The organism is Nesterenkonia sandarakina (genome assembly GCF_013410215.1).
Taxonomy (GTDB): domain Bacteria; phylum Actinomycetota; class Actinomycetes; order Actinomycetales; family Micrococcaceae; genus Nesterenkonia; species Nesterenkonia sandarakina.
Map to the genome: position 1 here is coordinate 1,177,375 of NZ_JACCFQ010000001.1, position 22,260 is coordinate 1,199,634.

The following is a 22,260-nucleotide window of genomic DNA, read 5'->3' on the forward strand; positions in this document are numbered from 1 at the left end:
AACCCTACGTATAACTGATCGGCGACACCGCAGCGATGAAGCTTGAGCTCAGAGGGGTCACCAAACGGTTCGGCTCCTTCACCGCCAATGACCGGATCTCACTCACCGTCCAGCCAGGAGAGATCCACGCGCTGCTCGGTGAGAACGGAGCCGGGAAGTCCACCCTGATGAACACCATCTACGGGCTCTACAGCCCCGACGAGGGTGAGATCCTGCTGGATGACCGGGAGGTCAGCTTCAACGGGCCCGGTGACGCAGTGGCCGCCGGGATCGGCATGGTGCACCAGCACTTCATGCTGATCCCGGTGTTCACCGTCACCGAGTCCGTCGCACTGGGCTATGAGCCCACGCGCGCTGCGGGCATCATGGACATGGCCGCGGCCCGCGCGAAGGTGCTGGAGATCTCGGCACGCTTCGGCTTCGATGTGGACCCCGATGCTCGCATCGAGGACCTCCCCGTGGGAGCCCAGCAGCGCGTGGAGATCATCAAGGCGCTCTCTCGCGATGCGAAGGTGCTGATCCTCGATGAGCCCACCGCGGTGCTGACCCCGCAGGAGACCGATGAGCTGATCACCATCATGGGGCAGCTGCGGGACTCCGGCACCTCGATCGTGTTCATCACCCACAAGCTGCGCGAGGTCCGCGCGGTGGCGGATCGGATCACCGTGATCCGGCGCGGCGCCGTGGTGGGGGAGACCTCGCCGCGCTCCACCGAGACCGAGCTGGCAGGGCTGATGGTCGGCCGCGAGGTCAGCCTGACCACTGCCAAAGAGGTCGCCGATCCGGGCGAGGTCAGCTTCGAGGTGCGCGGACTGACCGTGCTCAACAGCGCAGACAAGATCGTCGTGGACGACGTGGACCTCTCCCTGCGGCGCGGGGAGATCCTGGTGATCGCCGGGGTCGACGGCAATGGACAGAGCGAGCTGGCTCAGACCATCCTCGGGATCCGGAGCCCGGTGGCAGGCAGCATTCTGCTCGATGACAAGGACCTGGCTCCGCTGAGCATCAAGCAGCGCCTGGCTGCGGGACTGGGCTTCGTGCCCGAGGATCGCAGCACCGACGGTGTCATCGGCGCATTCACCATCACCGAGAACTACGCCCTGGACATGTATGACCGACCGCCCTATGCCGGCGGGCCCGGCAACATCGCGCTGCGCCTTCCGGTGATGCGCGAGGCTGCGCAGACCCAGGCCGAACGCTTCGATGTGCGCATGGGCACCGTGGACGACCCGATCTCCACCCTCTCTGGGGGCAACCAGCAGAAGGTCGTGCTGGCCCGCGAGATGAGTCGAGACCTGCGGCTCTTTGTGGCCAGCCAGCCCACCCGTGGCCTGGACGTCGGCTCGATCGAGTTCGTGCACCGCACGATCATCGAGGAGCGGGACAAGGGGACCCCATGCCTGATCGTCTCCACCGAGCTCGATGAGGCGCTGAACCTGGCGGACCGGATCGCGGTGATGTACCGCGGCCGAGTCGTGGGCATCGTCCCGGCCAGCACCAGCCGCGACGTGCTGGGCCTGATGATGGCAGGAGTGCCCGCCGAGGAGGCGCAGACCCAGGCCGCCACCCACCACACCGTGCTGGCCGAGGCCGATGAGCGGGCCGAAGCAGAGGAGAACAAGTGAGCGCAACAGGGCCCCAGACCGGGATGACCCCTGCCCCGAAGCCCGAGCAGCAGAGCCCCTGGGCCGAGGCCGAAGGCCGACTCTCGCGCGCCCTGCGCGAGCTGGGTCAGACCTCCTGGGTGGTGACGGTCCTCGCCGTCGTCGTGGCCCTGGTGGTCGGCGCAGTGCTGATCCTCGCCGCCAGCCGGGACGTCCAGGCCAGCCTCAGCTACTTCTTCGCCCAGCCCAGCGCCTTCCTGGAGACCTCCTTCCAGGTGCTGCGCGAGGCCTACTCCGCATTGTTCCGCGGCGCCGTCTTCGACTGGCAGGCGCCCTCCGTGGCACGTTCGATCCGTCCGCTGACCGAGACCATGGTCTACTCGGTGCCGCTGATCCTGGCCGGACTGGGCATCGCGATCGGCTTCCGCTCCGGGATGCTGAACATCGGTGGTCAGGGCCAGATCATCCTTGGCGCGACCTCCGCCGGGTTCCTGGGCTACGCGCTCTCGATGCCGGTGGGGCTGCACGTGCTCCTGGCACTGGCCGGCGGCATCCTCGGCGGCGCCATCTGGGGCGGGATCGCAGGTGTGCTCAAGGCGCGCACCGGCGCCAATGAGGTGATCGTGACGATCATGCTCAACAACATCGCCATCTACCTCCTCGCCTATCTGCTGCAGCAGCAGTGGTTCAAGCAGACCGGCTCCAACCAGCCGCTCTCGAGCTCGGTGGATGAATCGGCGCAGCTCTTCTCCCTGCTGGGCCCCGGCTTCCGGCTCCACGCCGGCTTCCTGGTCGCGATCCTGGCGACCATCGCCGTCTGGTGGCTCCTGGAGCGGTCCACCCTGGGCTTCGAGTTCCGCGCCATCGGAGAGAACCCGGAGGCCGCCCGCACCGCGGGGATCAACGTGCCCAAGGCCACCGCGCTGGTGCTGGTGATCGCCGGTGGTCTCGCCGGGCTCGGCGGCGCCGCGCACGTGCTGGGCACCGAATACCGGCTGGCCGGCGGAGTCGCCGGCACGCTGGGCTTCGATGCCATCACGGTCGCGCTGCTCGGCCGCTCCAAGCCGCTGGGCACCTTCCTGGCCGGTCTGCTGCTGGGCGGGCTGCGTGCCGGCGGGGTGCTGATGCAGGCACAGACCGGCACCCCGATCGACATCGTGCTGGTCCTGCAGGCTGTGATCGTGCTGATGATCGCCGCACCGCCGCTGGTCCGGGCGATCTTCTTCCTGCCCCATGCCGACGGACGTCCCCGGATCGGGCGTCGCCGCGCGCGCAGCAAGACTCCCCGTGAGCATGCCGCCGCCGAGACCCCGGAGCGTGAGCTGCAGACCGCCGGCGCACCGAGCGCCCCACCCGGGACCGCAGCATCCGACACCGACACGCCGGGTCCTGAAGCACCGAACCCCGGTTCATCGAGCAGCAACCCACAGGAGCCTGGCAAGTGAGCGAACAGACCGTTGGCAGCACTGCCGTCCACGCCGAACCGGCGGAGCGGCCCTCCACCGGAGTCCGGCCGATCTCCTGGAAGTACCCGATCACCTACGCCGTGCTGGCGGTGCTGGGAGTGTTCTTCGCACTGACCACCCCGGCAGGAGCGCGTACCAATTTCCGGCTCTCCTCAGGACGGGACTTCTTCGAGATCCCGCTGGTGGAGCTGCCCTCGCGTCCAGCGGCCTGGATCCTGGCGGTGGCGCTGCTCGCCCTGGCCGGGCTCGCCATCTTCCAGGCGTCACGCCGGAGGAAGACCGGACTGTGGCTGCCGCTGCTCTTCGGGGTGCTCTTCGTGTTCGCCTTCCTGGTCTGGGCCGGTGCCGATCGCGGCGCCGTGATCCCGCTTGTCACCATGCTCACCGGAGCACTGGCCCTCTCGGTGCCGCTGATCTTCGGCGCCATGTGCGGGCTGGTGGGTGAGCGTTCGGGGGTGATCAACATCGCCATCGAGGCTCAGCTGCTGGCCGGGGCGTTCCTCGCCGCCGTGGCGGCCTCCGTGTTCACCAGCGCCTATATGGGTCTGGTGTTCGCCCCGATCGCCGGGGCGCTGGTGGGTGCGCTGTTGGTGTTCTTCTCCGTGAAGTACCAGGTGAACCAGATCATCGTGGGTGTGGTGCTCAACGTGCTGATCATCGGTCTGACCGGGTACCTGTTCTCCACGGTGCTGACCCAGAACCCCGAGCTGTGGAACGCCCGGCAGCAGCTGCCGCGGCTGCCGATCCCGGGGCTCTCACAGATCCCGGTGATCGGTCCGGTGCTGTTCAACCAGACCATTCTGGTCTACCTGATGTACCTCATCGTCGGGGTGCTCAATGTGTTCCTGTTCCGCTCGCGCTGGGGCCTGCGCACCCGCGCGGTGGGCGAGCACCCCAAGGCCGCGGACACTGTGGGCATCAAGGTCAACCGGATGCGGGTCTACAACGTGATCCTGGCCGGGGGGATCGCCGGCCTGGGTGGTGCGTTCTTCACCATCGGGCAGGGGCTGGCCTTCGGCAAGGAGATGTCTGCAGGTGCCGGCTTCATTGCGCTGGCCGCGATGATCCTGGGCCGGTGGCACCCGATCGGGGCGCTGCTGGCGGCGCTGCTCTTCGGCTTCTCCACCTCGCTGGGCAACACCCTGGCTACCATCGGGACCCCGGTGCCCTCGGAGGCGCTGCTGATGCTGCCCTATGTGATCACCATCTTCGCCGTGGCCGGCTTCGTCGGAAGGGTTCGGCCGCCCGCGGCGAACGGCACTCCGTATGTGAAATAGCTCCAGCTCAAAGGTGACGTTTTTACCGCGGGAGAGGTTCCGGATAGTCTCTTAACGGCTCAAGCAGCGGGCTCTTGGTTCACTAGTCAAGGGTTTCCCATGGAGCACATCTCACCTTTTGCCGCCCGGCCTCCCGGGCCCCCCGCCGCAGTGTCCCCGCAGGACGCGGGAATCGCCCGAGTCGCTGATCTCATGTCGCCGGTGGAGTCGGTGGTCTCAGTGACCGCGCCGCTGCGCGACGCCGCCGAGCTGGTGCACGGACTTGATACTGCCGCCGTCGTCCTCGGGCTCTCGCACCAGCCGCTGGGCCTGATCACCGCCGCGTCCCTGAACGAGGCTGCGCAGAAGCACCCGCAGGACTGGCAGAAGAAGCGCTGCGCCGCCCTGCTCGGCGGCGCCCCGCATCCGGTGTCCCCGGAGGACTCGATCGAGGACGTGCTGAGCCGTTACCGCCGGGCCGGAGCCCACCCGCTGCTGGTGCTCGACGCCGGTGAGGCAGTAGGCGTCCTTTACCCGGACCCGGTTTTCAGCTGGTGCCTCACCCAGCCCTCCTCGGTCTTCGACGCGCTGGGACTCGGCCCCGATCCCCGCTGAGCCGGTGGCATCTGGACTACTCTGAGCACGGGATCGGCTGAGACCCAGCACACCATTCGAGCACAGGAAATCGAGGCGCCATGAGAATCGCAGTCACCGGATCCACCGGGAAGCTCGGGACCGTCGTCGCGCGGGAGCTGCGCGCCGCGGGGCATCAGGTCATCGGATTCGACGCGGAAGGCACGCGCGGGCCCGGTTTCGTGAAGCTTGACCTCACCGACTACGGGCAGGTCATCGACGCGCTCGGCGGAGTCGGTGATCAGCACGACGGTGTGGAGGCGCTCGTGCACCTGGCGGCCGTTCCGGCGCCTGGGATTCGGACCGACGCGGCCACCTTCCACAACAACATCACCGCGACCTTCAACGTCTTCTGGGCAGCGGCCCGGCTGGGGATAGAGCGCATCGTCTACGCCTCCTCGGAGACCGTGCTCGGGCTGCCCTTTGAGACTCCGCCGCCCTATATCCCGGTCGACGAGCAGTACCCGGCGCGGCCCGAGTCCACTTACTCGCTGGTCAAACATCTCGAGGAGCAGATGGCCATCGAGCTGGTCCGGTGGAACCCGAAGCTCTCGATCACCGCGCTGCGCTTCTCCAACGTGATGAACCCCGAGGACTACGCCGAGTTCCCGGGCTTCGACTCCGATGCGACGCTGCGCAAGTGGAACCTCTGGGGCTACATCGACGCCCGCGACGGCGCCCAGGCCGTCCAGCGCGCCCTCGAGGTCGCCGGACCCGGGTTCGAGCGGTACATCATCGCCGCCGCGGACACGGTGATGTCACGCGCCAATGCGGACCTTGTCGCAGAGGTCTTCCCGGACGTCGAGCTGCGCGGAGAGCTCGGCGTGAATGACACGCTGCTCTCCATCGAGAAGGCCCGCCGCGAGCTGGGCTACGAGCCGAGACACTCCTGGCGCGATTCCTGAGGGACCCCGCTCCGGGCGCAGAGCAGGGACCCCGCGCCAGGCGCAGAACAGAGGCCCCCTCTCCAGCGTTGGAGCGGGGGCCTCTGCTCGATCTGGCTGCGGCCTGGGCCGCAGCCAGGATCAGGAACGCACTGCCGCCTTTCGGGTCTGCGGGTACCGGATATCTTCGACCATCTCCTGGACCGCGGCGCTGGGCGGTGCCGTCAGCTTCGAGACCACGATGGTGACCACGAAGTTCACTGCCGCGCCGACCGCGCCGATGCCCTCGGGGGAGACGTTGAGGATGTGTTCGTTCGCGCTGGTGCCGAAGACCTCCAGCGTGTAGATCATGTAGGTGCCGGTGAACGCCAGACCGGTCAGCATGCCTGCCGTGGCGCCGGGGCCGTTGGCCTTCTTCCAGAAGATCCCCAGGATCAGGATCGGGAAGAAGCTCGCCGCCGCCAGTCCGAAGGCGAACGCGACCACCTGGGCCACGAAGGCCGGTGGGTTGATGCCGGCCCAGATGGCGAAGAGGATGGCCACGCCCATCGCGATGCGACCGACCATCATCTGCTCCTTCTCGGAGGCGCCGTTCTTCTTGAAGACCCGGAAGTAGAGGTCATGCGAGGCGGCCGAGGAGATGACCAGCAGCAGGCCCGCCGCGGTGGACATGGCGGCCGCCATGCCGCCGGCGGCCATCAGTCCCACGATCGGGGCCGGCAGTCCGCCGATCTCGGGGGAGGCCAGGACCAGGATGTCGTTGTTCACGATCAGATCCGCCCCGGAGGTGGCGAGGTTGGAGACGGTCTGGATCGACTCGGCGTCCTCGTTCACCGTCACCAGACCGGTCGCGCCCCAGGTGTTGATCCAATCCGGCAGCGAGTCCGGGCCCTGGCCCTGCACGCCCTGGAGCAGGTTCAGCTTGGTGAAGGCCCCCACCGCAGGGGCGGTGAGGTAGAGCAGCGAGATGAAGAACAGCGCCCAGAAAGCCGAGTAGCGTGCGCCGCGGACCGTCTTGGTGGTGTAGAACCGGATGATCACATGCGGCAGCCCCGCTGTGCCCAGCATCAGCGAGAGCGTCACCAGGAACACGTCGATCTGGCCGCCGGCCCGACCGGAGAACGCCTCGGTGAACTCGTTGAGGCCGAACTCCACGCTGAGCGAGTCCAGCTCCGTGAGGATCTGTCCGTAGGAGATCTGCGGAACCGGGATCCCCGTGGTCTGGTAGGCCACGGCGAAGGCCGGAATCAGGTAGGCGATGATCAGCACGGTGTACTGCGCCACCTGGGTGTAGGTGATCCCCTTCATCCCGCCGAGCACGGCGTAGACGAAGATGACGACGGCGACCAGCACCACGCCCCACTCCACCGAGAGGTTCAGGAACCGGCTGAACACGATGCCGCCGCCGGCCATCTGACCGACCACGTAGGTGAAGGAGACCACGATGGCGGCGATGGCCGCCACGATGCGCACCGACTCGGAGTACCGATCGCCCACGAACTCCGGCACCGTGAACTTGCCCCATTTGCGCAGGTAGGGCGCCAGCAGCAGGGCCAGCAGCACGTAGCCGCCGGTCCAGCCCATCAGGTAGACCGAGCCGTCAGAGCCCAGGAAGGCGATGAGCCCTGCCATGCCGATGAAGCTGGCCGCGCTCATCCAGTCGGCCGCGACTGCCGCGCCGTTGGCGAGTGTCGGGACCCCCTGAGAGGCGACGTAGAACTCCTTGGTCTCCTTCACCCGGGAGCGCCAGGCGATGATGATGTAGATCCCGAAGGTCAGGATGATGAAGAAGAACGTCCAGAACTGGGTCTCAGTCACTTGTAGCCACCCTCTTCATTGCGCTCGGCCACCCCGAACTCGTCGTCGATCCGGTCCATCCACAGCGCGTAGACCAGAATCAGGATGACGAAGACGTAGATGGAGCCCTGCTGGGCGAACCACAGGCCCAGCGGGAAGCCCAGGATCACGATGTTGTTCAGCGGCTCGATCAGCAGAATGCCGAAGCCGAAGGAGACGGTGAACCATATGGCCAGCAGCGTGATCATCAGCCGGAGGTTCTTTTTCCAGTAGCGCTTGCGCCAGCTGATGTCCTCCGCCTCTGGCGGACCGCCGGAGATGCCCTCATGTGCCACATCGGACATGTCAGGCTCCCTTCTTTCGTATGCGAGTGATTCGCCCGCGCGGGTGCGCAGGAGCTGACCTAAGCCAGCCAAAATGTGAGACAGATCACAAGGGGTTGGATGACCAGCGGTGCATCTGTGTTTGCCAGCGGCGGGAATCCGCCGCTGAGCGGGTGAGTCGGTTCGGTGGACCGTTCAGCGCGCAGAATCCACCGCTCGGGGCCGGGGATCCACCGCTTGAAGGGGTTCTCAGCTTCAGACTTCGCCTGTGTCATGGATCACACCTAAGATGGCGACATGACCACGACAGCAGACAAGGGCCTCTACGGCGGGATCACGGCCCGCCTGAAGGCTGGCAGCGCCACCGGCTGGGGGGTCTTCCACCCCGGCAGCAAGGCGATGATCCTGGGTGGACTGATGCTGATCGTCTCGGCCTTCCTGCCCTGGGTCTATCTGCCCTTCATGGAGCAGGTCACCGGGGAGACCTACGCGCTGCGCGGCACGGATGGACCAGGGGTGCTGACCCTTGCCGTGGGCTTCTTGGCCTTCGCCGGCGGATTCGTGCCCCGCCGCAGGCTGGCCATCGCCCACGCCATGATCCCTGGTCTGCTGGTCGCGGGGATCGTGGTGCTGCAGGCCTGGAACATCCTCGCCTTCTCCGCGAGCTCCGGCGCCTGGGGCGGGCTGCTGCCAGGGATGGGTCTCGTGCTTGCCGGCGGCGGCGCCGTGGTGCTGCTGAAGTCCGCCTGGAACATGTACCGGACGTGGCTCCCCGCCTGAACGGGCGTCCCACCGAGGTGATCGGACCGACTTCCTCGCCACCCTCGCCGGAGGACCTGCCCGCCGAGGCCGCCGCTGACACCGAGGTCCGAGACACCCCCGCCGAGGTCGACGCGGCCTTCCGGGCCCAGCGCGGCATCGCCATCGCCTACTTCTTGGTCTTCCTGGTCCTGGTCGCCGCGTTTCCGGTGCTGACCATCACGCTGCAGTGGTGGACCGGGGCGCGGGTTCTGGGGGAGCTCAGCCCCGGCTTCGTCGCCGCGGCCGGCGGCCTCTACCTGGCCTTCGCGGTGATCGGGATCGCTGCGGCGCGACTCAGCGCCTCGGTGGAATCACGGATGCTGGGTGGTCAGCAGCACCCCGACGACGACGCCGGCGCCTCCGCGGGCAGCGGAGAGGCACCCCGATGACCTCGACCGCGGTGGTGACCCTGGCCGCCGTACTGATCATCGTGCTCGGGGTATCCTTCATCAGCCGCCCCCGCGGGCCCTCCACGGTGGACTTCTACCTGGCCGGCCAGCGCGTGGGCGTGATGACCAACTCCTGGGCGATCTGCGGAGACTACCTTTCGGCCGCCTCATTCCTGGGCGTGGCCGCCGCGGTCTACGTCTCGGGTCTGGATGGGGCCTGGTACGCGGTGGGTTTCGCCGCCGGCTTCGTTCCGGTGCTGCTGCTCATCGCCGCGCCGCTGCGCCGTTTCGGGGAGTTCTCGCTCGCCGACTTCCTGGGCCGGCGAATGGATTCGGACCCGGTCCGGCTGGCCTCGGTGGGGGTGGTCCAGCTTGTCATCCTCGCCTACCTCGTCCCGCAGTCGGTGGGTGGCGGGATCACCTGGGAGCTGCTGGTCGGCCAGGGCCTGCTGGGGCTCTCTCCGTACGCGACCGGGGTGCTGCTCTCCACGGCGGTGGTCGCCGTCGTCGTCGCCTTCGGTGGGATGCGCGGGACCACCTGGAACCAGGCGGTGCAGTTTCTGCTGCTCTTCGCCGCGCTGGTCTGGCTCGCCGTGGTGGTCACCGCCGATGGCTTCCGCTACGGGGAGGCGGTGCAGTCCCTGAGCGAGGCGCCGCTGGCGAACCCCACCCTCGGCGCCGACGGGCAGGAATGGGCGCTCACCGAGGAGACCAACCACATGCACCCGGGGGAGCCGGCGCTCTTCGGTGAGCCCGGCGCCCGGTACGGGCCGCTGGGCCAGGTCGCGCTGGTGGTCACCCTGGGTCTGGGCACGGCCGGGCTGCCGCATGTGATGAACCGCTACTTCACCTCACCCACCGGGAAGGCCGCCCGCACCACGACCGTCTGGGTGCTGGTGCTCATCGGTGCGTTCTACTCGATGGCGATCATGTTGGGCACCGCCGCCCGGGACATCATCCCCGAAGCGGTCACGGGCAGGCCCTGGCTGCAGGAGCTCACCGTCAACGGGGTGCTGCATACTCCGGAGCACGCGCTGCCGGTGCTCGGCCGGATCTACGGCGAGCAGACCGGGCTGGGGCTGATCGCTGCCGCCGCACTGATCGCTGCGATGTCCACCGTGGCGGGGCTGCTGCTGGCCTCGGCGGCGACCTGGGGCCATGACGTGTATGAGCGCCACATCAACCCGCGCGCCACGCAGCGCCAGGCGGTGTGGGCCGGGCGGATCACCACCCTCCTGGGTGCCGCGCTCGCGGCGGGACTGGCCATCGCGCTGCGTCCCGAGGCGTTCGCCCCGGCCATGCCCTCGCTGGTGGCGACCATGGTGACCTGGGCCTTCGCGGTGGCTGGGTCAGCGCTGACACCGGTGCTGGTGCTGGCCATCTGGTGGCACCGCACGACCGCGGCAGGCTCCCTGGCCGGGCTGCTCACCGGGGCGGTGCTCTCGGTGTCTATGTTCATGACCGCCGGTCTGATCACCACCGACTGGCTGCGGGAGCTGCTCGCCGCGCCGACCCTGGTGGTCGCCCCGATCACCGTGGCGGTGGTGGTGCTGGTCTCGCTGCGCACCAGGGCCCCCGACGGGGTGCAGGCGCACTGGGTGCGGATGCATGGAACAGCCGCGGACCGCCGTGCCGAGCGTATGGCCCGACTGACCCGAGGAGGCGTGGATGCGAGGTAGCGCGATGCTGGCGGCCGGGGTGACGCTGATCTGGGTGCTGGTCTATCTCGGCACCCAGGTCTTCGCCGACCCGGCGCTGCCGATGCTGCCCACTCTGGGGCTCGGGCTCGGGCTCACGGTGGCAGCGGTGCTGGGCTACCCCTCGGCGCTGCGCGGGGCTTCCGGTCGGCGTCGTCAGCGGCCGGTCTCGCCGCGGGAGGTCGAGGTCAGCCGCGGGGTGCGCAACCTCGCCGCCGCGGGTCGCTCGATGCCGCTGCGCGCAGGGCTCACCCCGGAGGCCGCCCGGCGCACCTGTGAGCTGCTGCGCCCGATGCTCTCCGGGGACGCGGTCTCGATCACCGACCGCGAGCAGATCCTGGCCTATGTGGGACCCGGTGCCGATCATCATCGCGAGGGTGCCCAGATGCAGACCTCTGCGGCCCCCCGCACGATCGCCAAGGGCAAGACCCAGGTGGTCCGCGACCGTGCCGGGGTGGGCTGCCGGAAGCCCGACTGCGAGGTCACCTCGGCGGTGATCGTGCCGCTGCGTGTGGGGGCCCGGGTGATCGGGACCCTCGGGGTCTACCAGGCCGAGGCCGAGATCCCGCCGCGTCAGCTGGTCGAGGACATGGCCGCGATGCTCTCTCTGCACCTGGAGCTCGCGGAGCTGGACCGGGAGAAGCAGCTCGCCACCGACGCGCGGCTCAACGCGCTGCGCGCCCAGATCAACCCGCACTTCCTGTTCAACATCCTCAACACCATCGCCTCGAAGGCTCGCACCCGGCCCGATGAGGCCCGCGAGCTGCTGCTGCGACTCTCCGAGTTCTTCCGCTACGCGGTGCGCCAGGAGGGGCACTACGCCGAGTTCGCGCAGGAGTACTACTTCGTGCGCACCTATGTCTCGCTGGAGCAGGCGCGGTTCGGAGACCGGCTGAAGGTCCGCTACGACATCGACCCCCAGGTGCTCACCACCCGGGTGCCGGTGCTGATGATCCAGCCGCTGGTGGAGAACGCGGTCAAGCACGGCATCGCGGGCAAACCTGCGGGCGGGACCGTGCACCTGCGGGCCAGAGTGGATCCGCTGGCCCGCACCACCAGCATCCGGGTCAGCGACGACGGCGTCGGGATGGCCTCAGAGGTGCTGGCGCAGATGGCCGACGGCGCCGGTCGTCTGGGCGGCGGCGAGGCGCCTCCGGAAGACCCGAACCACGCCGGGGTCGGGCTGCAGAACATCACCGAACGGCTGAACTCGCTCTTCGGCGACCGCTATGAGCTGGCCATCTCCACTCCGCGCACCGGAGGCACCGTGGTGGAGCTGCAGATACCGCTGCGGTGATCAGCATCACAGTCACCTGAATATTGGCTCTATACTGGGCGAATGCACCCCCGGGCTCTGATCGTGGACGACGAAGCCCCTGCGCGCGAGGAGCTGCGATTCCTGCTCGAGGAGATCGGAGGTGTCCAGGTGGTCGGAGAGGCCACCAATGGCGAGGAGGCGCTGCTGCTTCTGAACTCCCTGGCCTATGACCTGGTGTTTCTGGACATCCGGATGCCGGGGCTCACCGGGCTTCAGGTCGCGCAGCAGCTGCACGCCGCCGAGGCCCCCGCCGGGTCGCGCAGGCCTCAGGTCATCTTCACCACCGCCTACCCGGATCACGCAGTGGAGGCCTTCGATCTCTCTGCGGCGGACTATCTGGTCAAGCCGTTCTCCGCCGAGCGGCTGCAGCGATCCGTGCAGCGGGCGCTCGCCGGAGCCGAAGGTGCCGCCTCCCCCTCCGCCGCGGCGACGGCGGCCCCCGCAGCGCCGGGTCCGGCTACCCCGGCCCCGCAGGGAACCCAGCAGCTGGTGCGCATCCCGGTGCAGAGAGACGGCCGGACGGTGCTGGTGGACGGGGACGCGATCGTCTACGCGGTGGCGGCGCGGGGATACGCCTCGCTGAAGCTCACCGAGGATCGGGTGCTGGTGTCCTTCTCGCTCAACGAGCTCGAACGACGGCTCCAGGGCCACTTCTTCCGCGTGCACCGCTCATATCTGGTGAATCTGCGCTACGTCCGGGAGCTGGTGCCCGACTTCCGGGGTGCTCTGGTGCTGGTGCTCAACGACCGCCAGCGCAGCCGGGTCGAGGTCTCACGCAGACACGCCCCCGAGCTTCGCAGGCGCCTCGGGGTGTGATCGGTGCCGGCCGACCGGAGAGGGCTGGGCCGGCTCAGCGCCGCGGGCGGTCTTCCGGAAGCTCCTGCGAGATCGGCCGAGTGGGCTGAGTCTTGGTGGGAGAAGCCTCCCCGGGCTGGGCGTTGGGCGTGCCACCGGGCTGCGCCGGAGCCTCCGGGGTGCGCTCGAGGCTGCGCTGGCCGCGTTCTGAGGTCGACTCCCGGCTCTGCCGCTGCTTCGTCGAAGCATCTGGCGCGGAATCCTTCTTGGCGCCAGGCTTCCCGGCCGCCGCGGGGGAGCCGGTCCGGCCGGGGGAGGTGTGAGCAGCTGCGGGCTGGCGGCCCCAGGCTTTGACGCAGCCCAGCACCACGTAGGCGATCAGCAGCGCCAGGGCGAGCAGCCCGTGCAGGATCATGGTCGCCGTCGCCCCGGCGGCGTCCTGATTGGTGAACGCGAGCACGAACATGCCGACGCTGTGCACGATGGTCAGCTCCATCAGCCCCGGATAGGCCCTCGGGCGCCAGGCGACCAGGGCGAAGAGTCCCGCGAAGACGATCAGGCCGAAGGCGTGCCAGGCGTCGGAGAGAAACGTCTCGGTCGAGGCGAGCTGGAGCTGGGCCAAGGACCATCCGGCGAATCCGGCTGCGCCGAGGGCCGAGACGATCAGCAGGGTGCGTCCGGTGGCTCGGCGTCGTGATGCGGTGACCTCTGCAGTCATGATGGATCCTCCGTGTTCGGTGCCGAGCTGCGCACCGGGAGCGATGCGAACCTGTCACCTCAGCTTAGGCGGGTCAGCATCGGCTGACCAGTGAGCAGAACAGCGCGGGCCTTCGAGGTGGGTCGCGTGGGACGAGGGGCAACCTCATGGAATGATCCTGACAGTTGCGTGGTTCACACAACACGAGGGCGAAGCTGCCCTCGGACATGTCCGCAGGATGAGAGAGGTCGCCGATGGCTACTGTTCCCACAATCACACTCAACGATGGTGCTACCATCCCGCAGCTCGGCTTCGGGGTCTGGCAGGTTCCGGCGGAGGACGCCGAGAAGGTGGTCGCCGAAGCGCTGAAGGTCGGGTACCGGCATCTCGACAACGCCGCCGTCTACGGCAACGAAGAAGGCGTGGGACGGGCCATCGCAGCCTCCGGCGTTCCCCGCGAGGAGCTCTTCATCACCACCAAGGTGTGGGTCAATGACTTCAAGGCCGGAAACACCAAGCAGGCGCTGCGCACGTCACTGGAGAAGCTCGGCGTGGACTACGTGGATCTCTACCTGATCCACTGGCCATCCCCTGCGGATGAGGCCTACCTCGACGCATGGAAGGCCATGGAAGAGATGCAGGCCGAGGGTCTGATCCGCAGCATCGGCGTCTCGAACTTCCTCCCCGAGCACCTTGACCGGGTTGTCGAGGCTGGCACCGTCGTGCCGGCGATCAACCAGGTGGAGATCCACCCGGCGCTGCAGCAGCGCGAGATCCAGGAGGCCAACGAGCGCCACGGCATCAAGACCCAGGCCTGGAGCCCGCTGGCCCAGGGCGCGGTCTTCGAGGATGAGCCGGTCAAGGCAGCCGCCGAAGCCCATGGCGTCTCCCCGGCGCAGGTGGTCATCCGCTGGCACCTGCAGCGCGGCCGGATCCTGTTCCCGAAGTCTGTGACTCCGGAACGCATCGCGTCGAACTTCGACGTGTTCGGCTTCGAGCTCAGTGAAGAGGAGCTCTCGGCCATCGACGGGCTGGAGCGCGACGGGCGGACCGGTCCGAACCCGGGCGAGTTCAACCCCTCCTGAACCCGAACCGGCTCCCGGCAGAGCCCCGGCCGAGCAGGCCACGGTCACCCAAGCGGCCGGTAGGCGACAGCTGGTTCACCCAGAACAGACGAGCGGGACCCCAGTTCATCAAGAACTGGGGTCCCGCTCGTTCTATGGGTCAGACCGCGCGCAATCAGCGCTTCGAGTTCTCCTCCGGGGTGGTCCCCGGAGTCGACTCGGACTCGCCGTTCCCCACGGCCTCCTCGTAGATCTGCTCAGACTCCCACTGCTGACCCGTGGCGGACTCAGCGAACTCCGGGGTCTCGAACACCTGGTCGGCGATCGGGTCGTGGTACGCCACGTCCTCATCCCAGCCGATGGTGCCCGTGTCCGGGTTGACCACGGTGGAGTGGGCCGGCACGTCCTGGATCGCGAAGACCATGTCATCAGCGGAGAACTCATCCGGGGCGTCCGCCTGCTTCGAGGCGGGCTTCTCCAGTCCGGAGAGCGTCGCCGAGGTGCTGCCGAAGAAGCCCTTCAGGGCGGCGCGCTGGCCGGTGACCATGGAGCGGAGGTTCCGGTGGACCTCCCGGGTCGAGTCTCCCTCGACGCCGTGGCGCGCTGTGTCCACCAGCGCCGTCTTGCTCGCCGTGGGACGGATCCGCACATAGCGCGGCATGGTCTGCGTCTCGTAGGTGAACATGCGGATCTGCGCGATCACGGCGAGCACCATCACGATGGACAGCGGAGCCGCCGCGGCGATGGAGGTCACCTGCAGCACGCGCAGCGCCGCATCCGCGGCCTCGCCCCCGGCTGCCAGCAGCACGATCGCGGTGATCGCGATGAAGATGGTCCAGAACACCCGGGTGAGCTTCGGGGTGTCGGTGCGCCCGCCGTAGGAGAGCACGTCGGTGACCAGTGATCCGGAGTCTCCCGAGGTGATGAAGAAGATCGCGATCACCAGGATCGCCACCACTGCGGTGATCGAGGCCAGCGGGAGCTGCTCGAGCAGGGAGAAGGTGGCGCCGACGGTGTCGACGTTGCCGTCCTGGACCATCACGCCCTCGGTCATCTGGTAGTAGATGCCGGAGGAGCCGAAGATCGTGAACCACAGGATGCTGACCAGCGTCGGCGCCAGCAGCACGCCCATGACGAACTGGCGGATGGTGCGCCCGCGGGAGATCCGCGCGATGAACATGCCCACGAACGGGGACCAGCTCATCCACCAGCCCCAGTAATAGATGGTCCAGTCTCCGGACCATCCGGCATCCTCGCCGCCCACGTAGTTGGCGCTGGTCTCGAACATCAGCTGCGGGAAGGCCATCAGGTACTCGCCGAGGTTCCCCACAAAGGCCTGGAGCAGGAACAGCGTGGGCCCTGCGGCGAGCACGAACAGGGCCAGGATCGCGGCCATGACCATGTTGAAGTTCGAGAGCCACTTCAGGCCCTTGTTCACTCCCGTGATCACCGAGAAGGTGGCGATCGCCATGATGACCACGATGATCACGGTCAGCAGGACGGTGTTGGCAGGATCCTCGATCCAGCCCATGAAGCCCAGGCCGGCCGCGATCTGCTGCGTGCCGATGCCCAGGGAGGTCACGATGCCGAAGACCGTGCCCACGATGGCGACCACGTCGATCACGTGCCCGACCCAGGATTCGATCAGCTTGCGACCGAAGATCGGTTCCAAGAGCCAGCGGACCGAGAGCGGACGTCCGCGGCGGAAGGTCATGTAGGCCAGGCCCAGCCCGACAACCACGTAGATGGCCCAGGCGTGCAAGCCCCAGTGGAAGATCGACTGGCCCATGGCGGTGCCCATGGCCGCCGAATCCCCGGCGGTCACGACCTCGCCGGCGGCGTCGGTGCCGACGGCGCCGGTGACGTCCGGGGGAGCGATGAAGTGCCACAGCGGCTCGGCCACGCCCCAGAAGACGAGTCCGATGCCCATGCCGGCGGCGAAGAGCATGGTGAACCAGGAGCCCAGGGAGAACTCAGGCTTCTCGTCGTCGCGGCCCAGCCGGATGTTGCCCACCTTGGACAGGCCGGCCCAGAGGGCGAAGACGACGAACCCGGTGGCGATCAGGACGTACCACCAGCCGATCGTGTCCACGATGGTGGCGTTGAGCGTCTCAAAGGCATCGGCACCGTTGGCTGAGCCCCAGATGGTGGCAAAGATCAGGCCGATGACGATGATGAGCACCGCCGGGATGAATACGGGCTTGTTCAGGCCGCGCCAGGCATCGGCTGGCGACCAGTCCCGTAGTCGAGCTTCGGGTTGCGAAGCCATGAAGTCCTCCTCAGTCAGGTGAGAGTGTTCTCTGGTGAAGTGCAAGGTAAGTCAGTGCGCAGTGATCTCTTTGCTCTAGACACGCAAAAGACGACGCCGACTCCGTGGTCGCTGCGGTGGGCTGGTGCGCCATCGCATCGCGACACTGGCAGGGGCCCGCGTCGTCGTCAGAAGTGTCTCGACCCTCGAGAATCACAAGGTGTCTGTCTACTATTTACACACCCGATGGACTTATAATGCAACTGCTGCAGCCCAGATGACGCCGCTATGGTGCCCGTTCCGAGGTCCGGGCGAGTGGCGCTGCACGGTCTGCCGGACTATTACGCCTTGGTAACTGTTTCCCCAAGTCCCATTCTGAGGTTGGCACGGGCATGGAGCGGCATTACGGTGTATCGCATGCCCAATGGCCAGCAACGTTCTGAGCTGCGGGCCAGAGGATTGACGCGCAGCAGTATCACTGGCTGCCTCGTCGCCGGTCTCGTGATGGCCGGATCTTCCGGCGCGCACGCCACTGACCTCACCAGCGACTCCGCCGGTGCAGCGTCCCCGACCTCCTTCTACCCGACCCCCGGGCAGCCACCGATCACCCCGGATTCTCAGGATCCGACCACCACGGTGGAGAAGTCGATGGGTGACCTGCGCGTGGCCACGCTCCATGCTGAGATCAGTGGTGGGTCCTCCGCCGAGGTCCTTGAGGAGCTCAGCGGCGGGATGCACCCGCAGGCACGCGTGCTGGCGGAGACCGTGCAGCTCAATGCACCCGACGTGCTGGTGCTGACCGGGCTCAGCTATGACGAGCATCAGCAGATCGCCGCCAGCATCAACGAGGAGTACCTCTCCCGGGGCCAGAACGGCCAGACCGGCATCGATTACTCCCATATATACACCGCCCCCACGAACTCTGGTATTGATTCGGGTGCCGATTTCGACGGCGACGGTCGGGTCGGTGGGCCCGGGGATGCGCTGGGCTACGGGCGCTACGCCGGGGAGCGGGGAATGGCCGTCTTCTCGGTGCATCCCATCGTCGAGGACGAGGTCCGCACCTTCCAGGAGTTCCTCTGGCAGGACATGCCGGAGAACTCGTTGCCCGCCGATGAGTTCTCCACGCTGGAGAAGTCCGTGCTCCGGCTGCCCAGCACCAGCATGTGGGACATCCCGCTGGAGGTCCCCGGCGAACCGGACCCCGTGCACCTGGTGGCAACGGACCTCAACAGCCCCCCAGGTCCCACCGCGCCGGACACTGCGCGCAGTGAGGATCAGCGCCGCATGGTCTCGGAGTACGTCTCCGGGGCAGCCTGGTACCTCTATGACGACGACGGCACCTACGGCGGACTCGACTCGGGGGCCCCGTTCGTGGTCGCCGGTGGACTGGCCGACGCCCAGGAGCTCCAGACCTGGCCCAATCAGCGAGTCCCCGAGCTCTCCTCCCTCCTGGAGGGCGAGAGCATCCAGGACCCGGGCCCGGAAGCGATCACCGAGGAGCCGCTGCCGGAGCGCCGGGATGCCACAGTTGATCCCCAGGCCACCCACGGTCTGAGCGGTGACACCGCAGTCCGTTCCTCCTATGTGCTTCCCGCCGCCGCGCTGAACGTGGACAACTCAGGTGTGTTCTGGCCCGCGGAGGGGGAGTTCGGCTTCGATCTGGTGGACCCTGCGGACCCAGACTCCCCGGCTGGACGGCTGGTCTGGCTGGACATCGCCGGAAGCTGAATCGCTTCCCACCCTGCCGGGGTCACGGCCTAGACTGAGCCCATGAAGAAGTCCTATGTCAACGGAAAACTCATGGGCACTGCGGCCTCCGGCTTCTTCGCCCAGCAGACCGTGTCCATGGTCAAGGGTCATGCCTTCGATGATTCCGGGCGACTCACTCCACGGGCAGAGAGCTGGCTGACCCGCGCCGTCACCGTGCAGCGCCCGTTGGTGCTCGCGAACATCCGCCGCCTCCGCAAGGCCCACCCGGACTTCTCCAACCACCAACTCGCCGCGCAGCTGGACAAGGACTTCACCCGGGCCATGACCGGGGGAGGTGCCCTGATCGGCGCCACGGCCGCAGTGCCGGCGGTCGGCACGGTGACCTCCCTGGGACTCTCCGCCGCCGCCACGGGAAGCTTCCTCGAGGCCTGCGCGCTCTACGCGCAGTCCATCGCAGAGCTCTCCGGTGTCAGTACCGCAGACCCGGACCGTGCGAAGCTGCTGGTCATGGGTGTGATACTCGGGGATCAGGGGCGCCAGCTCCTGGGGGAGCTCTCCCAGCAGGCCGGCGGGAAGGGAGCAGGCCCGTTCTCATCGCTGGTTCCGATCAAGACCACTGGCAGCTCCTCCGGCGTGTCCGGGCTGGTGGTCAATCAGATCAAGCGTCAGTTCATGCGCAGATTCTTCATCCGCTCCGGCACCACGATGGTAGCCCGCGCCATTCCCTTTGGAATCGGCATGGTGGTCGGCGGCGCGGCCAATCATCGTCTGGCCAGCCAGATCGTGAAGTCCGCGCACAAGACGTTCGGCGATCTGCCCGAGCAGCTCCCGCAAGGGCTGGTCGCTGATATGGAACGCGCGCAGCAGCGGGAGCGGCTCCGCGCCGAGCGCAAGGAGCGCCGCAGCCGCAAGCGAGCCCTCGTCGCCCAGCGGGACTCCAAGGCAAAGTCCCAGCGGGAATCCGAGCGTGTCTCCGCCGGCGAGGCCTCGAAGATTGATCTCGACTCAGGCCGACCCGATGCTGAGCTGCCACAGGGCTGATCGCCACCGGCGTCTGCGGGATGGTTCACACCAAGTTCATCCGCGCTTCCTCCAACCGGCCCCCTGCCCGTCGCATTCTGTTGTCCGGATGAGCCCAGTCTGAGGCCGTGATGCCAGAACTGGTTCGGAACCGAGATTTCGCAGGCGCGCTGGGCGTGGCTCCACCGGTCAGCCGGATGGCCACCCCGGTTCACTGCACTTCACCTGCGGAGCCTGAGGATCTCCTCGCATCCGCGCGCCGGGACGGAGCGCGAGCGAAGATCTTCGCGCATCGAGGAGCCTCGGGGCTGTTCGCGGAGAACACTCGGGCGGCCTATCAGAGGGCGATCGAGGAGGGCGCAGACGGTCTGGAGATCGATCTGCATCTGACCGCCGACGGGGAGCTGGTCTGCTTCCACGACGCCACCGTGGACCGCACCAGCAACGGCACCGGAGCTGTGGCCGAGCTCAGCCTCGCCCACATGCGCAGCCTTGATGTCTCCACCTGGAAGACCCCCAGGCTTCCCGGTGACTACGGCGGACGCCACGACCAGCTGATGACGCTCGCCGATGTCCTCGAGCTGATGACCGAGGCGGGCCGCGACCTCGACCTCGCGGTGGAACTGAAGCACCCCTCACCGTTCGGGGATCGGCTGGAGCACACCGTGCTGCGCACGCTGCTGCGTTTCGGGTGGGACCCCGAGACATCCGTGATTCCCTCCGGGGCACGCGGTGAGCACGCGGTGACCGTGTCCTTCATGAGCTTCTACCCTGGCTCGCTGCTCGGGCTCTCGGACATGGTGGCACCCGATAAGCTCTGCGCGCTGTTCAGCTCCGTGACCCGGGCTCAGGTCCAGAAGCGGCTGAGCCGGCTCCCGTTCGCCCCGGCGTTGCGGCCCGCGGTGCGGCCGGTGGTGGCCGCGGTGATGCACAGAACCCGCCGGGACTCCGAGGCGCTGGTGTGGAACGGGACCGTCGGAATTGCGGGGCCGGGACTTGCCTACGTCAAGACGCACCGCGCCGAGGTCAAGGCGTGGCTGGCGCGGGGATCCCGGCTGCGTGTCTGGACCGTGGATGACCCTGAGGATGCCGATCTGCTCCTGGACCTCGGTGTGCGGGAGATCACGACGAACTATCCGGCACGGCTTCTGAAAGCGGTCACTCCCGCGGGGCCTGCACCCTGCTGAGCTGCGGACGCCCACAGATGTCGCAGTGGACATGGAGCGATATCATGGGCGCACGCTGTTCGCTATGGCCGTCAGGAGCTCGTCATGAACCCCGCACCGCACCGAGGATCCCCAGACAGCGGCTCCTCGCCGCGTGACCGTTCGACCCGACCCTCCGTCCCGGATGAGCCTGCCGGTCAGACGGGCTCGGGACGACGCAGGGTCCGTGGCGTCGTCGTCGGGGTTGATGGGTCCGAGCAGTCGCTGCGCGCCGCGCACTGGGCGGCGGCCGAGGCGCACCGCCGTGGGCTTCTGCTGACTGTGGTCACGGCCTATTCGATTCCCGCCTTCGCCGCCTCATCGATGGACGGTGGCTACGCACTGATGGATGATGCAGCGCTGCGCCAAGGCTCAGAGAAGGTCCTCGAGCAGGCCGCCGAGTTCCTCCGGGACTACCCCGGAGAGGTGCGCTACGAGGTCGAGTCCGGGGACCCCGCAGGGGTGCTGCTGGACTACTCGCACGACGCCGTGGTCCTGGTCGTGGGCAGCCGAGGCAGGGGAGGGTTCCTCGGGAGGCTGCTCGGATCGGTCTCCTCCGCGCTTCCCGCCCACGCGAAATGTCCCACTGTCCTGGTGCCGCTGAAGTTCTCCTCCAAGGAGTCCAATGCGGTCACCACTGCCACAGGTGCCATTCCCATCGTGGGTGGGACCACCCAACAGGGCTCGACGGCGGATCACGGCTCATCGTCGGGTCGGGTCTCGTCGGGTCGGGTCTCGTCGGGTCAGGACTCAGGATCGCCAGAGTCGGACTCCGCGGGGCCGGCCTCCGTGATCCCCGAAGGGGCTCCATCGATCCAGTCCAGAGATACGCGCCCGGTGGCCGCTGGGGTGGACGGATCAGATTTCGGTCGAGTGGCCGCACTGGTGGCCGCTCGTGAGGCCAGTGAGCGGGGCACCCGTCTGCGGATCGTATGTGCGCTGCCCCCGGTGGGAGCGACCCTGGTCTGGATCCCGACCAGCATCGACAACGACGCGGCACTGCGCGAGCTCCGCGAGAAGCTCGAGGCAGGGCGGCTCTGGCTGCACAGCCACTACCCGGATCTGAAGATCGACGCCGAGGTCATCGATGGCACGGCGGTTGATGTCTTGGTCCAGGAGACCCGGGGAGCGCAGCTCACCGTCATCGGCACCCGCGGCCGCGGCGGGTTCGCCGGAATGCTCCTGGGATCGACCTCCCAGGGCGTGCTGCACCATGCGGAGGGTCCGCTGATGGTGGTCCCGGAGAACGAGGACTCACGCCTGGAGAACCGACCGCAGTTCGGCCCGGTGCTCGGAGACTGAACCTGCCCGTGGGAGGTCTGGCTCTTAGGGTCTGGGCCCAGGAGTCTG

The 22,260-nt window shown here is 67.8% G+C and carries 19 protein-coding genes; 15 read left to right on the forward strand and 4 right to left on the reverse strand.

Annotated features, from left to right (window positions below; genetic code table 11):
* The first annotated feature begins 35 nt into the window (after positions 1 to 35).
* The 5 genes from HNR11_RS05570 (at position 36) to HNR11_RS05590 (ending at position 5,864) form a co-directional block, all read left to right on the forward strand.
* Positions 36 to 1,625, forward strand: a complete 1,590-nt coding sequence (locus tag HNR11_RS05570) for an ABC transporter ATP-binding protein (protein WP_179441469.1) — start codon at positions 36 to 38, stop codon at positions 1,623 to 1,625.
* A 23-nt stretch (positions 1,626 to 1,648) separates the two neighbouring features.
* A complete protein-coding gene (locus HNR11_RS05575) occupies positions 1,649 to 3,049 on the forward strand; it encodes an ABC transporter permease (RefSeq protein WP_179442875.1) in 1,401 nt (466 codons plus the stop codon).
* Complete coding sequence (locus HNR11_RS05580) at positions 3,046 to 4,347, forward strand: ABC transporter permease subunit (RefSeq protein ID WP_179441470.1); 1,302 nt, start codon at positions 3,046 to 3,048, stop codon at positions 4,345 to 4,347. Before HNR11_RS05575 ends, HNR11_RS05580 begins: the two co-directional genes overlap by 4 nt.
* Positions 4,348 to 4,446: 99 nt before the next feature.
* On the forward strand, positions 4,447 to 4,941 hold the full coding sequence (locus HNR11_RS05585; protein WP_179441471.1) for a CBS domain-containing protein: 495 nt from the start codon (positions 4,447 to 4,449) through the stop codon (positions 4,939 to 4,941).
* An 80-nt stretch (positions 4,942 to 5,021) separates the two neighbouring features.
* Entirely contained in the window at positions 5,022 to 5,864 is an 843-nt protein-coding gene (locus tag HNR11_RS05590) for an NAD-dependent epimerase/dehydratase family protein (RefSeq protein WP_179441472.1), read from the forward strand.
* Positions 5,865 to 5,984: 120 nt separating this feature from the next.
* On the opposite strand, the gene HNR11_RS05595 is transcribed toward HNR11_RS05590, so the two are convergent.
* Both HNR11_RS05595 and HNR11_RS05600 read right to left on the reverse strand, forming a co-directional pair.
* Positions 5,985 to 7,661 (reverse strand): VC_2705 family sodium/solute symporter, encoded by a 1,677-nt coding sequence (locus HNR11_RS05595; RefSeq protein WP_179441473.1) that lies wholly within the window; start codon positions 7,659 to 7,661, stop codon positions 5,985 to 5,987.
* Positions 7,658 to 7,984, reverse strand: a complete 327-nt coding sequence (locus HNR11_RS05600) for a DUF4212 domain-containing protein (protein ID WP_083504672.1) — start codon at positions 7,982 to 7,984, stop codon at positions 7,658 to 7,660. The genes HNR11_RS05595 and HNR11_RS05600 overlap by 4 nt, the downstream gene beginning before the upstream one ends.
* 276 nt (positions 7,985 to 8,260) lie before the next feature.
* Between HNR11_RS05600 and HNR11_RS05605 the strand changes: the two genes are divergently transcribed.
* From HNR11_RS05605 to HNR11_RS05625, 5 genes are read left to right on the forward strand one after another with little or no spacing between them, the layout of a single operon-like run.
* Entirely contained in the window at positions 8,261 to 8,743 is a 483-nt protein-coding gene (locus tag HNR11_RS05605) for a hypothetical protein (RefSeq protein ID WP_058888034.1), read from the forward strand.
* Entirely contained in the window at positions 8,728 to 9,153 is a 426-nt protein-coding gene (locus tag HNR11_RS05610) for a hypothetical protein (RefSeq protein ID WP_343050598.1), read from the forward strand. The genes HNR11_RS05605 and HNR11_RS05610 overlap by 16 nt, the downstream gene beginning before the upstream one ends.
* Positions 9,150 to 10,832: a sodium/solute symporter gene (locus tag HNR11_RS05615; RefSeq protein WP_179441474.1), complete on the forward strand. Its 1,683-nt coding sequence runs from the start codon at positions 9,150 to 9,152 to the stop codon at positions 10,830 to 10,832. The genes HNR11_RS05610 and HNR11_RS05615 overlap by 4 nt, the downstream gene beginning before the upstream one ends.
* Positions 10,822 to 12,147, forward strand: a complete 1,326-nt coding sequence (locus HNR11_RS05620; RefSeq protein WP_179441475.1) for a histidine kinase — start codon at positions 10,822 to 10,824, stop codon at positions 12,145 to 12,147. The genes HNR11_RS05615 and HNR11_RS05620 overlap by 11 nt, the downstream gene beginning before the upstream one ends.
* 42 nt (positions 12,148 to 12,189) lie before the next feature.
* Positions 12,190 to 12,984: a LytR/AlgR family response regulator transcription factor gene (locus HNR11_RS05625; RefSeq protein ID WP_179441476.1), complete on the forward strand. Its 795-nt coding sequence runs from the start codon at positions 12,190 to 12,192 to the stop codon at positions 12,982 to 12,984.
* 34 nt (positions 12,985 to 13,018) lie between these two features.
* Here HNR11_RS05625 and HNR11_RS05630 read toward each other — a convergent pair whose 3' ends face one another.
* Positions 13,019 to 13,681 carry a hypothetical protein gene (locus HNR11_RS05630; RefSeq protein ID WP_179441477.1) on the reverse strand — a complete coding sequence of 221 codons (663 nt, stop codon included), beginning with the start codon at positions 13,679 to 13,681 and terminating at the stop codon, positions 13,019 to 13,021.
* A 233-nt stretch (positions 13,682 to 13,914) separates the two neighbouring features.
* Here HNR11_RS05630 and HNR11_RS05635 point away from each other — a divergent pair, with 233 nt between their 5' ends.
* Positions 13,915 to 14,745, forward strand: coding sequence for an aldo/keto reductase (locus tag HNR11_RS05635; RefSeq protein ID WP_179441478.1), 831 nt, complete (start codon positions 13,915 to 13,917; stop codon positions 14,743 to 14,745).
* A 154-nt stretch (positions 14,746 to 14,899) separates the two neighbouring features.
* Here HNR11_RS05635 and HNR11_RS05640 read toward each other — a convergent pair whose 3' ends face one another.
* The gene (locus tag HNR11_RS05640) at positions 14,900 to 16,993 is read right to left on the reverse strand and encodes a BCCT family transporter (RefSeq protein WP_179441479.1); all 2,094 of its coding nucleotides are present in this window, start codon (positions 16,991 to 16,993) and stop codon (positions 14,900 to 14,902) included.
* 483 nt (positions 16,994 to 17,476) lie between these two features.
* Between HNR11_RS05640 and HNR11_RS05645 the strand changes: the two genes are divergently transcribed.
* The 4 genes from HNR11_RS05645 to HNR11_RS13990 all read left to right on the forward strand — a co-directional run bounded on the left by HNR11_RS05645 (position 17,477) and on the right by HNR11_RS13990 (position 22,212).
* Positions 17,477 to 18,703: an endonuclease/exonuclease/phosphatase family protein gene (locus HNR11_RS05645; RefSeq protein WP_179441480.1), complete on the forward strand. Its 1,227-nt coding sequence runs from the start codon at positions 17,477 to 17,479 to the stop codon at positions 18,701 to 18,703.
* Between the two features lie 42 nt (positions 18,704 to 18,745).
* Positions 18,746 to 19,726: a hypothetical protein gene (locus tag HNR11_RS05650; RefSeq protein WP_179441481.1), complete on the forward strand. Its 981-nt coding sequence runs from the start codon at positions 18,746 to 18,748 to the stop codon at positions 19,724 to 19,726.
* A gap of 110 nt (positions 19,727 to 19,836) precedes the next feature.
* Positions 19,837 to 20,892 carry a glycerophosphodiester phosphodiesterase gene (locus HNR11_RS05655; protein WP_246310325.1) on the forward strand — a complete coding sequence of 352 codons (1,056 nt, stop codon included), beginning with the start codon at positions 19,837 to 19,839 and terminating at the stop codon, positions 20,890 to 20,892.
* Positions 20,893 to 20,976: 84 nt separating this feature from the next.
* The gene (locus HNR11_RS13990) at positions 20,977 to 22,212 is read left to right on the forward strand and encodes a universal stress protein (protein ID WP_246310326.1); all 1,236 of its coding nucleotides are present in this window, start codon (positions 20,977 to 20,979) and stop codon (positions 22,210 to 22,212) included.
* Positions 22,213 to 22,260 lie beyond the last annotated feature (48 nt).

Coding starts and splice junctions, on each gene's coding strand:
- HNR11_RS05615 (WP_179441474.1), top strand. CDS start 9,150: ATGACCTCGACCGCGGTGGTGACCCTGGCCGCCGTACTGATCATCGTG.
- HNR11_RS05640 (WP_179441479.1), bottom strand. CDS start 16,993: ATGGCTTCGCAACCCGAAGCTCGACTACGGGACTGGTCGCCAGCCGAT.
- HNR11_RS05575 (WP_179442875.1), top strand. CDS start 1,649: ATGACCCCTGCCCCGAAGCCCGAGCAGCAGAGCCCCTGGGCCGAGGCC.
- HNR11_RS13990 (WP_246310326.1), top strand. CDS start 20,977: ATGAACCCCGCACCGCACCGAGGATCCCCAGACAGCGGCTCCTCGCCG.
- HNR11_RS05645 (WP_179441480.1), top strand. CDS start 17,477: ATGGCCGGATCTTCCGGCGCGCACGCCACTGACCTCACCAGCGACTCC.
- HNR11_RS05585 (WP_179441471.1), top strand. CDS start 4,447: ATGGAGCACATCTCACCTTTTGCCGCCCGGCCTCCCGGGCCCCCCGCC.
- HNR11_RS05625 (WP_179441476.1), top strand. CDS start 12,190: ATGCACCCCCGGGCTCTGATCGTGGACGACGAAGCCCCTGCGCGCGAG.
- HNR11_RS05570 (WP_179441469.1), top strand. CDS start 36: ATGAAGCTTGAGCTCAGAGGGGTCACCAAACGGTTCGGCTCCTTCACC.
- HNR11_RS05605 (WP_058888034.1), top strand. CDS start 8,261: ATGACCACGACAGCAGACAAGGGCCTCTACGGCGGGATCACGGCCCGC.
- HNR11_RS05620 (WP_179441475.1), top strand. CDS start 10,822: ATGCGAGGTAGCGCGATGCTGGCGGCCGGGGTGACGCTGATCTGGGTG.
- HNR11_RS05650 (WP_179441481.1), top strand. CDS start 18,746: ATGAAGAAGTCCTATGTCAACGGAAAACTCATGGGCACTGCGGCCTCC.
- HNR11_RS05655 (WP_246310325.1), top strand. CDS start 19,837: ATGCCAGAACTGGTTCGGAACCGAGATTTCGCAGGCGCGCTGGGCGTG.
- HNR11_RS05635 (WP_179441478.1), top strand. CDS start 13,915: ATGGCTACTGTTCCCACAATCACACTCAACGATGGTGCTACCATCCCG.
- HNR11_RS05630 (WP_179441477.1), bottom strand. CDS start 13,681: ATGACTGCAGAGGTCACCGCATCACGACGCCGAGCCACCGGACGCACC.
- HNR11_RS05600 (WP_083504672.1), bottom strand. CDS start 7,984: ATGTCCGATGTGGCACATGAGGGCATCTCCGGCGGTCCGCCAGAGGCG.
- HNR11_RS05590 (WP_179441472.1), top strand. CDS start 5,022: ATGAGAATCGCAGTCACCGGATCCACCGGGAAGCTCGGGACCGTCGTC.